We start from the raw sequence: 11,681 nt of genomic DNA on the forward strand, positions 1-11,681 counted from the left end.
ATGTTCGCTCGCCTGCTGGCCCTCGCCGCCGCCTTCCTCGCGCAAGGCGCCATCGCCCAGGACACCCCGATCAAGTTCCAGCTCGACTGGCGCTTCGAAGGCCCGGCGGCGATGTTCCTGGTGCCGGCCGCGAAGGGGTATTTCAAGGCCGAGAAGCTCGACGTGACGATCGACGCCGGCAACGGCTCGGGCGGCGCGGTCACGCGGGTCGCGTCGGGGGCGTACGACATGGGCTTCGCCGACCTCGCGGCGCTGATGGAGTTCCACGCCAACAACCCGACCGCGCCGGACAAGCCGGTCGCGGTGATGATGGTCTACAACAACACGCCGGCCGCGGTGCTGGCGCTGAAGAAGTCCGGCATCAGGGCGCCGGCCGACCTGAACGGCAGGAAGCTCGGCGCACCGGTGTTCGATGCCGGCCGCAAGGCCTGGCCGATCTTCGCGAAGGCCAACGGCATCGGCAACGTGGCCTGGACCGCGATGGACCCGCCGCTGCGCGAGACGATGCTGGTGCGCGGCGACATCGACGCGATCACCGGCTTCTCGTTCACCTCGCTGCTGAACCTCGAGGCGCGCGGCGTGAAGGCCGACGACGTCGTCGTGCTGCCTTACCCGCAGTTCGGCGTGAAGCTCTACGGCAATGCGGTCATCGTGTCGCAGGCGTTCCTGAAGAAGCGCCCGGACGCGGTGAAGGCCTTCCTGCGCGCGTTCGCGAAGGGCATGAAGGACGTGGTGGCCGACCCGGCTGCCGCGGTCGCCACCGTGAAGGCGCGCGACGGCATCGTCAACGAGGCGCTGGAGCTGCGGCGCCTGAAGCTCGCGCTCGATGCGACGGTGCTGACGGCCGATGCGCGGGCCGAGGGCTTCGGGGCGGTGCTGGCGCCGCGGCTGAGCCTGATGGCCAGCCAGGTGTCGGACGCGTTCGGCACCAAGGAGCGTGTGAACCCGGCGGCGGTCTGKGCCGACGGCTACCTGCCCGATGCGGCCGCGCGCAACCTGTTCGCGGTGGTCCGGAAGTAGCGCATGTCAGGGCACCACGGCCGACAACTGGAACATCAGCGCCGAGTTGCCGAGCACGTTGACCTGGGTCGACAGCGCCGGCGTCAGCTGCCAGCCGACCGTCAGCACCAGCCCGGGCGAGAAGCCCTTGTAGTTCAGCGGCACCTTGTCGTCGAACGGCGCCTTGTAGCCGTAGATCAGGCCGGCGGTCCACTGCGCGTAGAGCCGGTTCCAGTCGCTGAAGTCGGTCAGGCGCTGGCCGACGTAGGCGTAGGCGCTCGGCTGGCCGAACGAGTTGCTGAAGTAGGTGAGGCCCGAGACCACGCCGTTCGGCCGCTCGCGTTCGAGGCCGACCATCCACACGTAGCGGTGGTCCGGATCGCGCGAGTAGTGGTAGGTGGCCGGCGAGTACATCAGGCGCCAGACATCGGCGGCGGGTGCGACGTCGGCGGCGGGGGCGGCTACAGTGGCCGGCGGCGCCTCGGGCGCGTCCGGGGCAGCGGGTACGGTTTGCGCAGGGGTGCAGATCGACACGCCGCAGGCGCACACGGCAGACGCCAGGGCAGGAAACTTCATGGCGCTGATTGTCGCGAACTCTCGACCCCGTTTCTGGAGCCAGCTGTCCAGGCGTGTCGGATGGCTGTGCTCATTGATGTCATGCGTTGTCATGCTGCAGGGCTGCGCGTGGTGGGACCTGAAGCAGAGGCAATGGGTGTTCCGACCCTCGCCGGGGCAGCCGGCCGACGTGGTGCTGCGGCCGGGCGACGTGTCGTACGCGGTGGCGGTGCCTGGGGCAACACCCGGGGCGCAGGACCGGCTGCAGCTGTGGTGGATGCCGAATGCCGACCCGCAGGCGCCGACGCTGCTGTACCTGCACGGCACCTTCCGCGCGCTGTACCGCAACCTGCCGAAGATCGACGCGCTGCGCGATGCCGGCTTCTCGGTGCTGGCCGTCGACTACCGCGGCTGGGGCGAGAGCACGCCCCTCGTGCCGTCGGAGGCGACGATCCTGGCCGATGCCGACATCGCGTGGGCCGAGCTGGTGAAGCACCAGCCCGATCCGCGGCGGCGCGTGATCTTCGGTCATTCGATGGGCGGCGGCGTGGCGGTTGACCTGGCGAGCCGCCAGCACGCCGGGCGCGACTACGGCGGCCTGATCCTCGAGTCGACCTTCACGCGGTTGCCCGACGTGGCCGCCGAGCTGGGCGCGATCGGCACGGTGGTGTCGTGGCTCGCCAACGAGCAGTTCGATTCGGTCGACAAGATCGGCCGCATCGACGCGCCGATCCTGATCATGCACGGCAGTGCCGACGACACGGTGCCGGTGACGCTGGGCCGCAGGCTGCGCGATGCGGCGCCGGCCGGCACGCGCTGGGTCGAGTTCAGCGGCGGCTCGCACAGCCGGCTGCACAGCGAAGATCCGGCGCTGTACCGCGAGGCGGTCAAGTCGCTGATCGCGCGCCTTGCGGCCCCTTCACCCCCTTCATCGGCTGCATCCGTCGCATCCCCATGAGCCTGTCCACGCCGCCCTTCGTCGATTTCCGCAACGTCTGGCTCGCCTACAACGATGAACTGCTCGCGCGCCGGCAGTTCGCGATCGAGGACATCTCGCTGCAGGCGCAGCCCGGCGAGTTCATCGCGATCGTCGGGCCCTCGGGCTGCGGCAAGTCGACCTTCATGAAACTCGCGACCGGCTTGAGGCGGCCGTCGCTGGGCACGGTGGTGGTCGACGGCCGCGAGGTCGCCGGCCCGCTGAAGATCACCGGCATGGCGTTCCAGGCGCCTTCGCTGCTGCCGTGGCGCAGCACGCTGCGCAACGTGCTGCTGCCGCTGGAGATCGTCGAGCCGTACCGCTCGCAGTTCCGCGCCCGGCGCGGCGAGTACGAGGCGAAGGCGCGCGCGCTGCTCGCAAGCGTCGGCCTGGCCGGCTACGAGGACAAGTTCCCGTGGCAGCTGTCCGGTGGCATGCAGCAGCGGGCGTCGATCTGCCGTGCGCTGATCCACGAGYCGAAGATGCTGCTGCTCGACGAGCCGTTCGGCGCACTCGATGCGTTCACGCGCGAGGAGCTGTGGTGCACGCTGCGCGACCTGCACGCGGTGCAGCGCTTCAACGTGATCCTGGTGACGCACGACCTGCGCGAGGCGGTGTTCCTCGCCGACACGGTGCATGTGATGACCCGCGGCCCGGGGCGCATGCAGGTGCGCCGCGAGATCGGCTTCGAGCGCCCGCGCGAACTCGCGCTCACCTACACCCGCGAGTTCAGCGACGTGGTGCTCGAGTTGCGCGAGCACATCGGCAGCATCCGCCGCGCGCCGGAGGCGGTGTCGTGACGGGCCGGCGCGAGCGCCTGGCGCCGTGGCTGCTGCTGGCCGCGGTGCTGCTGCTGTGGGAGCTGGCGTGCCGCGGCTTCGGCATCTCCGACTTCATCTTCCCGAGCCCGTCGCGCATCGCGCAGCAGCTGTGGGAGTTCCGCGCGGTGATCGCCGCGCATGCGTGGCGCACGTTCTGGGTCACGATGCTGGGCTTCGGCCTGGCGATCGTGGTCGGCGTGCTGCTGGGGTTCCTGGTCGGCAGCTCGCGGTTGGCGTATGCGGCGATGTACCCGCTGATGACGGCCTTCAATGCGCTGCCGAAGGCGGCCTTCGTGCCGATCCTCGTCGTGTGGTTCGGCATCGGCGTCGGGCCGGCGGTGCTGACGGCGTTCCTGATCTCGTTCTTCCCGATCACGGTCAACATCGCGACCGGCCTGGCGACGCTGGAGCCGGAGCTGGAGGACGTGCTGCGCGTGCTGGGCGCGCGGCGTACCGATGTGCTGCTGAAGGTCGGGCTGCCGCGCTCGATGCCGTATTTCTACGCGTCGCTGAAGGTGGCGATCACGCTGGCCTTCGTCGGCACGACGGTGTCGGAGATGACGGCCGCCAACGAAGGCATCGGCTACCTGCTGATCTCGGCCGGCTCGTCGATGCAGATGGGGCTGGCGTTCGCCGGGCTCGCGGTGGTGGGCGCGATGGCGATGGCGATGTACGAGCTGTTCGCGATCATCGAGCGGCGCACGACGGGCTGGGCGCATCGGCGGGCGGGTGCGGCATGAGCGATTTCTCGAACCCCGATCCGACGCACGAGCAGAGGCTGCGGCATCTGCGGCGTGCGAACGAGGTGGCGCGGCGGGCGATGGGCCTGGGTCGCCATCCGTTCGGCGCGCTGCTGGTGGCGCCGGACCACGAGACGGTGCTGGCCGAGCAGGGCAACATCGACACGGTGCAGCACGCCGAGGCCACGCTCGCACGGCATGCCTCGCTGAACCATGCGCCCGGGTTCCTGTGGAACTGCACGCTGTACACGACGGTGGAGCCGTGCGCGATGTGCGCCGGCACGCAGTACTGGGCGCACATCGGGCGGTTGGTGTATGGCGTGTCGGAGGCGGCGCTGCTCGCGATCACCGGCGCGCATCCCGACAACCCGACGCTCGACCTGCCGTGCCGCGAGGTGTTTGCGCGCGGGCAGAAGGCGGTGCGGGTGTGGGGGCCGGTGGGGGAGGTGGAGGCGGAGCTGCTCCAGCTGCATCAGACGTTCTGGTCCGCGAGCCCGTAGCCCGGGTGACAACCCGGGATCGTGGACCACGAATCCCGGATTCGCATCCGGGCTACGGTGAATAGGGCGCTGCCAACCCCACATACGCCTTGCGCAGCGGCGCCGCATAGTCCCCGCGCTTGCTCGTCCCGAGCCCGATCGCGACCAGCCCCTCGGCCAGCTTGACGGCCGCCGCGACGCCGTCGACCACCGGCACGCCGAGCTCGGCCTGCAGCCGCGCACACAGGTCGGCCATGCCGGCGCAGCCCAGCACGATCGCGCCGGAGCGGTCGCGCTCCAGCGCCTGCCGGGCGCTCGCGAGGATGCGTGCATAGGCGTCGCTCGCCGGGTCGTCGAGTTCCAGCACCGCGATGTCGGTGCCGTGGATGCCGCGGCAGCGGCGCTCGAAGCCGTACTGCAGCACCAGGTGCTCGGCGATCACGCAGGTGCGCGTGAGCGTCGTGACGACCGAGAAGCCGGTGGCCACGAGCGACGCGCAATGGAACGCCGCCTCCGCGATGCCGATCACCGGCCCGCGTGCCAGCTCGCGCGCCGCATGCAGGCCGGGGTCGCCGAAGCACGCGATGACGTGCGCATCGGCGCCCAGCACCTCGCCCGCGCGCACCTGTTCGGCCACGCCGGCGGCGGCCCACACGTCGTCATGGTGCCCCTCGATCGACGGTGCGCCAAAGCTCGGTTGCACCGCGTCGATCACGGTGCCGGGCGCGGCGACCGCGCGCGCGGCCTCGCCGATCTTGGCGGTCATCGACGCGCTGGTGTTGGGGTTGATCAGGCGGATCTTCATCGTCGGCTCCTCGGGTCTGTGGGCTGCTTTGTATACAAAGCGGGCCCGGGTATCGCCATCAGCTGAGCAAGTCGTGCGCCCGTTCCAAGGCGTGCCGTCGCCCCAAAATCGGGCGATGCCAGAGGCCAACTTGCGCACTTGGTGCAAGCCGCAGTGCTGGATCGGCCAAGCAGCCGCCGCGGAACCGGCTCTGCCGGGCCGCWGGTGGCGCCCCCTGGGGGGAGGCGCCGAAGGCGCTTCGGGGGGAGCGTCATCTGGCACATGCTTTGCATACATGGGCGACCATGAAGCCCGACTCGTCCCTGGTGCTCACCTCGCTGGTCAAGCGTTACGGCGACACGGTCGCCGTCGACGGCATCGACCTGACGATTCCCTCCGGCAGCTACTGCTGCCTGCTGGGGCCCTCGGGCTGCGGCAAGACCTCGACGCTGCGCATGATCGCCGGCCACGAGCTCGCGAGCGACGGGCAGATCCTGCTCGGCGGCAAGTACATCACCTACAGCGCCGCCGCCGACCGCGGCACCGCGATGATGTTCCAGAGCTACGCGCTGTTCCCGCACCTGAGCGTGCTCGACAACGTCGCGTTCAGCTGGAAGATGCGCGGCAAGCCGCCCGCCGAGCGCCATGCGCGGGCGCGCGAACTGCTCGCGCTGGTCGCGATGACGCCCTACCTCGCTCGCCTGCCGAGCGAACTCTCCGGCGGCCAGCAGCAGCGCGTGGCGCTGGCGCGCGCGCTGATGACCGAGCCGCGCGTGCTGCTGCTCGACGAGCCGCTGTCGGCGCTCGATCCGTTCCTGCGCGTGCAGATGCGCGCCGAGCTGAAGCGCTGGCAGCAGGAGCTCGGCTTCACCTTCGTGCACGTGACGCACTCTCAGGAAGAGGCGATGGCGCTGGCCGACCAGGTGGTCGTGATGAACCAGGGCCGCATCGAGCAGACCGGCTCGCCGCGCGAGGTGTTCAACGCGCCGCGCAGCGAGTTCGTCGCACGCTTCATGGGCGCGCACAACGTGATCGCGTCGCCGGCCGGCCGCATCGCGGTGCGCTCCGACCGCATGCGGCTGCAGCACCATGCCGACACCGAAGGCCACGCCGCCGCGGTGCGCGCCGTCGAGTACCAGGGCACGTACGTGCAGGTCAGCCTCGCGCCGCACGGCGAGGCGGCCGATGCGCACTGGACGGCCACCGTCTCCGACGCCAGCTTCGACGCCGCGCCGTTCGCGCCCGGCGACACCGTCTACGTCAGTTGGGCCGCGCACGAGGCGCATGCGCTGGCTTGAATCCTTTCCGTTCCCACAAACACCCCGAGGAGCCTTCCATGTCCGACCACAACGATCCGACCGCCACACCGAAGCTCGGCCGCCGCACGCTGCTGAAGGGCGCGGCCGCCGCCGGCGGCACGCTGGCCTTCCCGTTCGTGCATGCGCAGGAGAAGATCACGCTGCGCTACCTGGGYACYGCGGTGAACCAGGACAAGGCCATYGCCGASAAGTTCAAGGCCGACACSGGCATCRMGATCCAGTACRTCSCSGTSACCACYGACGACGTGACCAAGCGCGCCGTCACCGCGCCGAACTCGTTCGACCTGATCGACACCGAGTACTTCTCGCTGAAGAAGATCCTGCCGACCGGCAACCTGCTGGGCATCGACACCAAGCGCATCAAGAACGCCGACAAGATCACGACGCTGTTCACCAAGGGCGAAGTCGGCGGCAAGAAGGTCGGTGACCAGGGCACCGCGCCGAAGAAGGTGATGTACGTCGCATCCCCCACCGCGAAGGACTTCGCGAAGGAGCCGACGCAGTTCATGACGCTGATCCCGACCGTCTACAACGCCGACACGCTGGGCATCCGGCCCGACCTGATCAAGCGCCCCATCGAGAGCTGGAAGGAACTGCTGAACCCCGAGTTCAAGGGCAAGGCCGCGATCCTGAACATCCCGTCGATCGGCATCATGGACGCGGCGATGGTGGTGGAGGCGGCGGGCCTCTACAAGTACCCCGACAAGGGGAACATGACGAAGAAGGAAATCGACCTGACGATCAAGACCCTGATCGAGGCGAAGAAGGCCGGCCAGTTCCGCGCGCTGTGGAAGGATTTCAACGAGAGCGTGAACCTGATGGCCTCGGGCGAGGTCGTGATCCAGTCGATGTGGTCGCCGGCCGTCACCGCGGTGCGCACCAAGGGCATCGCCTGCACCTTCCAGCCGCTGAAGGAGGGCTACCGCGCGTGGGCCGCCGGCTTCGGCGTGCCGAAGACGGTGAGCGGCAAGAAGGCCGACGCGGTCTACGAATTCATCAACTGGTTCCTCGACGGCTGGGCCGGCGCGTACCTGAACCGCCAGGGCTACTACAGCGCGGTGCTGGAGACCGCGAAGGCCAAGATGGAAGCCTACGAATGGGCCTACTGGATGGAAGGCAAGGCGGCCGCGCAGGACATCAAGTCGCCCAACGGCGACCTGCTGGCCAAGGCGGGCAGCGTGCGCGACGGCGGCAGCTACGAGACGCGCATGGGCGGCATCGCCTGCTGGAACGCGATCATGGACGAGAACGCGTACATGGTTCAGAAGTGGAATGAGTTCGTAGCTGCATGAGCCCCCCAGTCGCTTCGCTCCTGCCCCCAAGGGGCGCCACCCCTGGGCCCGGCAAAGCCGGATCCCGGGGCGTTGCTTGATCCCATGAAGCCCACTCGTCTGCCAGCGTGGTTGCAGGCCACACCATTCGCCATGGTGTTCCTGCTGTTCCTGGTGCTGCCGCTGCTGCTGGTGGTGACGGTGAGCTTCTGGCGCGCCACCGACTACGAGCTGATCCCGGCCTTCACCTGGCAGAACTACCTCGACGTCTTCAACGAGACCACGGTCCGCACCTACCTGTCGACGCTGAAGTYCTGCTTCCTCGTCTGGCTCGTCACGCTGCTGATCGGCTTCGCGGTGGCGTATTTCCTCGCGTTCCACGTGCGCTCGGTCGGCGCGCAGACGCTGCTGTTCATCCTGTGCACCGTCCCGTTCTGGACCTCCAACGTGATCCGCATGATCTCGTGGGTGCCGCTGCTCGGGCGCAACGGGCTGATCAACCAGGGGCTGCAGGCGATCAACGTGATCGATTCGCCGATCGAGTGGCTGCTGTTCAGCGATTTCTCGGTGGTGCTCGCCTTCGTGCACCTCTACACGATGTTCATGATCGTGCCGATCTTCAACTCGATGATGCGCATCGACCGCGCGCTGATCGAGGCGGCACGCGATTCCGGCGCGAGCGGCTGGCAGACGGTGTGGAACGTCGTCGTGCCGCTGAGCCGCACCGGCATCATCATCGGCTCGATCTTCGTCATCACCATCGTGATGGGCGACTTCGTGACGATCGGCGTSATGGGCGGCCAGCAGATCGCCTCGRTCGGCAAGATCATCCAGGTGCAGACCTCGTACCTGCAGTTCCCGATGGCCGCGGCCAATGCGGTGATCCTGCTGGCGGTGGTGCTGATGATGATCTGGGGCCTGACCCGGCTCGTCGACATCCGGAAGCAACTCTGATGCACGCCGACAAGCGCCCGCGCAGCTTCTACGCCCTCGCCGCGGTGTTCGGCGCGTTCGTGCTGTTCCTCTACGGCCCGATGATCACGATCTTCGTGCTCAGCTTCCAGGGCCCCGAAGGCGGGCTCACGTTCCCGATGCGCGGCGCCTCGCTGCACTGGTTCGCGAAGCTGTGGGAGGGCATGGGCGTCGTCGACATTGCGGCCGCGTTCCGGCGCTCGGTGGCGCTGGGCAGTGTCGTGATGCTGCTGACGGTGCTGCTGTCGCTCGGTGCCGGCCTCGCGTTCCGCAAGAAGTTCGCCGGCTCGGGCGTGCTGTTCTACACCTCGGTCGCGAGCCTGATCATGCCGTCGATCGTGGTCTCGCTCGGCATCGGGCTGCAGTTCCGGCTGATCGACACCGCGTTCAAGGGCGTGCTGGAGAGCGTCGGCGCGAGCGGCCTGCTCGAGGGCTACGGCACCGCGATGGGGCTGTACACCTCGGCGCTCGGCGCGCACATGACGTGGACGCTGCCGTTCGGGCTGCTGATCATGCTGGCCGTCTTCAACCGCTTCAATCCGGCCTTCGAGGAAGCGGCGGCCGACCTGGGTGCCACGCCGTGGCAGAGCTTCCGCCACGTGGTGCTGCCGCTGATCGCGCCGAGCCTGGTGGGGGTCGGCATGTTCGGCTTCACGCTGAGCTGGGACGAGATCGCGCGCACCTCGCAGGCGATCGGCGACGTCAACACGCTGCCGCTGGAGCTGCAGGGGCTGACCAGCACCGTCACCACGCCGGCCATCTACGCGCTCGGCACGGTGACGACGGTGGTGTCGTTCGCGGTGATGGGATGCACGCTGGCGCTGGTGAAGTTCCTCGGCAAGCGGCGCGGCGCCTGACGATGGCCGAAGCGTCCGCGGCGACCGGGGGTGCCGATCGGGTCTATGAGGCGATCTATGCGGCGGTGATCGACCACCGCCTCGCGCCCGGTTCGCGGCTGCGCGAGGAGGAGCTGGCGCAGACCTTCGAGGTCTCGCGCACGCTGGTGCGCCAGGCGCTGCACAAGCTCGCGCAGGACGGCGTGATCGTGCTGCGGCCGAACCGCGGCGCGCAGGTGCCCGAACCGACGCGGCGCGATGGCGAGCATGTGTTCGATGCACGGCGGGTGGTGGAGTGCGAGGTGGCGCGGCGGCTGGCCGGCAAGCTGAGTGCCGAGCAGCTGGCCGAGCTGCGCCAGCTGGTCGAGGCCGAGGCGCGGGCGACGAAGTCGCAGAACAAGCAGGAGGCGATCCGGCTGTCGGGCGAGTTCCACCTGAAGCTCGCGCGCATGAGCGGCAACCCGATCTTCGTGCGGCTGCTCGAGGAGCTGCTGCCGACCACCTCGCTGCTGATGGCGCTCTACAAGTCGCCCGGCGAGCCGATGTGCGTCGCACACAGCCACCAGCAACTGCTGCAGGTGATCGCGAAGGGCGCCGGCGCGGGCGCGTCGACCGAGATGCGGCGGCACCTGAACGAGATCGAGCGCAGCCTGTCGCAACCGGTGGCGAAGGCGGTGCCGGCGTTGCGGGATGTGTTTCGAGGGTATCGCTCGTAGGCCATCTATCCGTTCGGTCAGAGGCACGCGAAGCGATACACCCCGTCAGCATCCACCGAGCGCACGAGCTTCCCCGCCAGCCACAGCGCATGCAGGTGCGCGATCGATTCGCCCATCGCGAACGTCGTCTGGTGCAGGTCGAGCTTGCGGGTGAACAGCACCGTGAGCAGATCGGCCGCGCTCTGCGGCGCCTCGGCGCACGCCTTCATCACGTCAGCGAAGCGATCGTCGTGGTGCGTCACCAACTGCTGGATCCGCGTGTGCATGCCGCGGAACGGCCGGCCGTGCGACGGCAGCACCAGCGTGTCGGCCGGCAATGACGCGTAGCGCTGGATCGACGCCAGGTACAGCGGCAGCGGATCGGCCTCCGGCTCCAGGTCGATCACGCTGACGTTGGTCGAGATGCGCGGCAGCAGCATGTCGCCCGAGATCAGCACGCCGAGCCCGGCGCAGTGCAGCGACATGTGCTCCGGCGCATGCCCGTAGCCGGAGATGCACTGCCAGCCGTGCCCGCCGATCGTCAGCACCATGCCGTCGAGCAGCCGGCGGAACGCGGCCGGCACCTGCGGCACCATCGTCGCGTAGTAGTTGCTGCGCGCCTTGATCCTGGCCACGGCCTCCGGATCGGTCAGCCCGTGGCCGGCCATGAACTTCGCCGCCGCCTCGCCGCCGAAGCCGGTGGTGGAGGTGCTGGCCAGCCGCGCCGCGTTGTAGTCGGTCGCGCTGATCCACAGCCGCACGTTCCAGCGCTCGGTCAGCCAGTGCGCCAGCCCCATGTGGTCCGGGTGCATGTGGGTCACGATCACGCGCAGCACCGGCAGGCCCTGCAGCTCGGTCTCGAACACCTGCTCCCAGGCCGCCTTCGTCGCGTCGTTGGTGATGCCGCAGTCGACGATCGTCCAGCCGGCGCGGCCCTCGATCTCGTCGCGCAGCAGCCAGAGGTTGATGTGGTCCAGCGCGAAGGGCAGCTGCATGCGCAGCCAGCGCACGCCGGGCGCCACCTCCAGCGTCCGGCCCGCCTCGGGCAGGTTCTCGCCCAGCGGGTACTGCAGCTGTCGCTCGAGCTCGTTCATCGGCTTGGTCGGTGATGTCATGGGGCGGCTACACTTTACGTATACGTCAATCAGCCGATTCTAGGTTTTCATGCCGCACGCTGCTGTCGCCGAGGTGYCCGCCACCTCGTCCACCCCGGGAATCACCTACACGATCAGCG

The 11,681-nt window shown here is 68.9% G+C and carries 13 protein-coding genes; 10 read left to right on the forward strand and 3 right to left on the reverse strand.

Features of this window, described 5'->3' with window-relative positions:
- Nucleotides 1-1,020: an ABC transporter substrate-binding protein gene (locus tag AC1D12_RS00660; RefSeq protein WP_477838392.1), complete on the forward strand. Its 1,020-nt coding sequence runs from the start codon at nucleotides 1-3 to the stop codon at nucleotides 1,018-1,020.
- 6 nt (nucleotides 1,021-1,026) lie between these two features.
- Here the strand turns inward: AC1D12_RS00660 and AC1D12_RS00665 are convergent, their stop codons facing one another.
- A complete protein-coding gene (locus AC1D12_RS00665) occupies nucleotides 1,027-1,575 on the reverse strand; it encodes an ABC transporter ATP-binding protein (protein WP_477825371.1) in 549 nt (182 codons plus the stop codon).
- Between the two features lie 91 nt (nucleotides 1,576-1,666).
- Between AC1D12_RS00665 and AC1D12_RS00670 the strand changes: the two genes are divergently transcribed.
- From AC1D12_RS00670 to AC1D12_RS00685, 4 genes are read left to right on the forward strand one after another with little or no spacing between them, the layout of a single operon-like run.
- Nucleotides 1,667-2,512, forward strand: coding sequence for an alpha/beta hydrolase (locus tag AC1D12_RS00670; protein WP_477838394.1), 846 nt, complete (start codon nucleotides 1,667-1,669; stop codon nucleotides 2,510-2,512).
- Nucleotides 2,509-3,330, forward strand: a complete 822-nt coding sequence (locus tag AC1D12_RS00675; RefSeq protein WP_477838395.1) for an ABC transporter ATP-binding protein — start codon at nucleotides 2,509-2,511, stop codon at nucleotides 3,328-3,330. Before AC1D12_RS00670 ends, AC1D12_RS00675 begins: the two co-directional genes overlap by 4 nt.
- Nucleotides 3,327-4,091 carry an ABC transporter permease gene (locus AC1D12_RS00680; protein WP_047506804.1) on the forward strand — a complete coding sequence of 255 codons (765 nt, stop codon included), beginning with the start codon at nucleotides 3,327-3,329 and terminating at the stop codon, nucleotides 4,089-4,091. Before AC1D12_RS00675 ends, AC1D12_RS00680 begins: the two co-directional genes overlap by 4 nt.
- Entirely contained in the window at nucleotides 4,088-4,591 is a 504-nt protein-coding gene (locus AC1D12_RS00685; RefSeq protein WP_477825374.1) for a nucleoside deaminase, read from the forward strand. The genes AC1D12_RS00680 and AC1D12_RS00685 overlap by 4 nt, the downstream gene beginning before the upstream one ends.
- Nucleotides 4,592-4,643: 52 nt before the next feature.
- On the opposite strand, the gene AC1D12_RS00690 is transcribed toward AC1D12_RS00685, so the two are convergent.
- The gene (locus AC1D12_RS00690; protein WP_477825375.1) at nucleotides 4,644-5,375 is read right to left on the reverse strand and encodes an aspartate/glutamate racemase family protein; all 732 of its coding nucleotides are present in this window, start codon (nucleotides 5,373-5,375) and stop codon (nucleotides 4,644-4,646) included.
- A 284-nt stretch (nucleotides 5,376-5,659) separates the two neighbouring features.
- Here AC1D12_RS00690 and AC1D12_RS00695 point away from each other — a divergent pair, with 284 nt between their 5' ends.
- The 5 genes from AC1D12_RS00695 (at nucleotide 5,660) to AC1D12_RS00715 (ending at nucleotide 10,468) form a co-directional block, all read left to right on the forward strand.
- Complete coding sequence (locus AC1D12_RS00695) at nucleotides 5,660-6,652, forward strand: ABC transporter ATP-binding protein (protein WP_477825376.1); 993 nt, start codon at nucleotides 5,660-5,662, stop codon at nucleotides 6,650-6,652.
- 38 nt (nucleotides 6,653-6,690) lie between these two features.
- The gene (locus AC1D12_RS00700; RefSeq protein ID WP_477838396.1) at nucleotides 6,691-7,965 is read left to right on the forward strand and encodes an ABC transporter substrate-binding protein; all 1,275 of its coding nucleotides are present in this window, start codon (nucleotides 6,691-6,693) and stop codon (nucleotides 7,963-7,965) included.
- Nucleotides 7,966-8,049: 84 nt separating this feature from the next.
- Nucleotides 8,050-8,898 carry an ABC transporter permease gene (locus AC1D12_RS00705; RefSeq protein WP_477838398.1) on the forward strand — a complete coding sequence of 283 codons (849 nt, stop codon included), beginning with the start codon at nucleotides 8,050-8,052 and terminating at the stop codon, nucleotides 8,896-8,898.
- Nucleotides 8,898-9,773, forward strand: coding sequence for an ABC transporter permease (locus tag AC1D12_RS00710; RefSeq protein WP_047506816.1), 876 nt, complete (start codon nucleotides 8,898-8,900; stop codon nucleotides 9,771-9,773). The genes AC1D12_RS00705 and AC1D12_RS00710 overlap by 1 nt, the downstream gene beginning before the upstream one ends.
- Nucleotides 9,774-9,775: 2 nt before the next feature.
- The gene (locus tag AC1D12_RS00715) at nucleotides 9,776-10,468 is read left to right on the forward strand and encodes a GntR family transcriptional regulator (protein ID WP_477838399.1); all 693 of its coding nucleotides are present in this window, start codon (nucleotides 9,776-9,778) and stop codon (nucleotides 10,466-10,468) included.
- Nucleotides 10,469-10,485: 17 nt separating this feature from the next.
- On the opposite strand, the gene AC1D12_RS00720 is transcribed toward AC1D12_RS00715, so the two are convergent.
- Entirely contained in the window at nucleotides 10,486-11,541 is a 1,056-nt protein-coding gene (locus AC1D12_RS00720; RefSeq protein WP_477838400.1) for an MBL fold metallo-hydrolase, read from the reverse strand.
- Between the last annotated feature and the right edge of the window lie 140 nt (nucleotides 11,542-11,681).

Source organism: Rhizobacter sp. P1_G5, from assembly GCF_056405435.1.

What these genes read in the sequence shown, in the direction of transcription:
- AC1D12_RS00695 (WP_477825376.1), top strand. Translation starts at nt 5,660, where the DNA reads ATGAAGCCCGACTCGTCCCTGGTGCTCACCTCGCTGGTCAAGCGTTAC.
- AC1D12_RS00715 (WP_477838399.1), top strand. Translation starts at nt 9,776, where the DNA reads ATGGCCGAAGCGTCCGCGGCGACCGGGGGTGCCGATCGGGTCTATGAG.
- AC1D12_RS00670 (WP_477838394.1), top strand. Translation starts at nt 1,667, where the DNA reads ATGCTGCAGGGCTGCGCGTGGTGGGACCTGAAGCAGAGGCAATGGGTG.
- AC1D12_RS00690 (WP_477825375.1), bottom strand. Translation starts at nt 5,375, where the DNA reads ATGAAGATCCGCCTGATCAACCCCAACACCAGCGCGTCGATGACCGCC.
- AC1D12_RS00685 (WP_477825374.1), top strand. Translation starts at nt 4,088, where the DNA reads ATGAGCGATTTCTCGAACCCCGATCCGACGCACGAGCAGAGGCTGCGG.
- AC1D12_RS00710 (WP_047506816.1), top strand. Translation starts at nt 8,898, where the DNA reads ATGCACGCCGACAAGCGCCCGCGCAGCTTCTACGCCCTCGCCGCGGTG.
- AC1D12_RS00665 (WP_477825371.1), bottom strand. Translation starts at nt 1,575, where the DNA reads ATGAAGTTTCCTGCCCTGGCGTCTGCCGTGTGCGCCTGCGGCGTGTCG.
- AC1D12_RS00720 (WP_477838400.1), bottom strand. Translation starts at nt 11,541, where the DNA reads ATGAACGAGCTCGAGCGACAGCTGCAGTACCCGCTGGGCGAGAACCTG.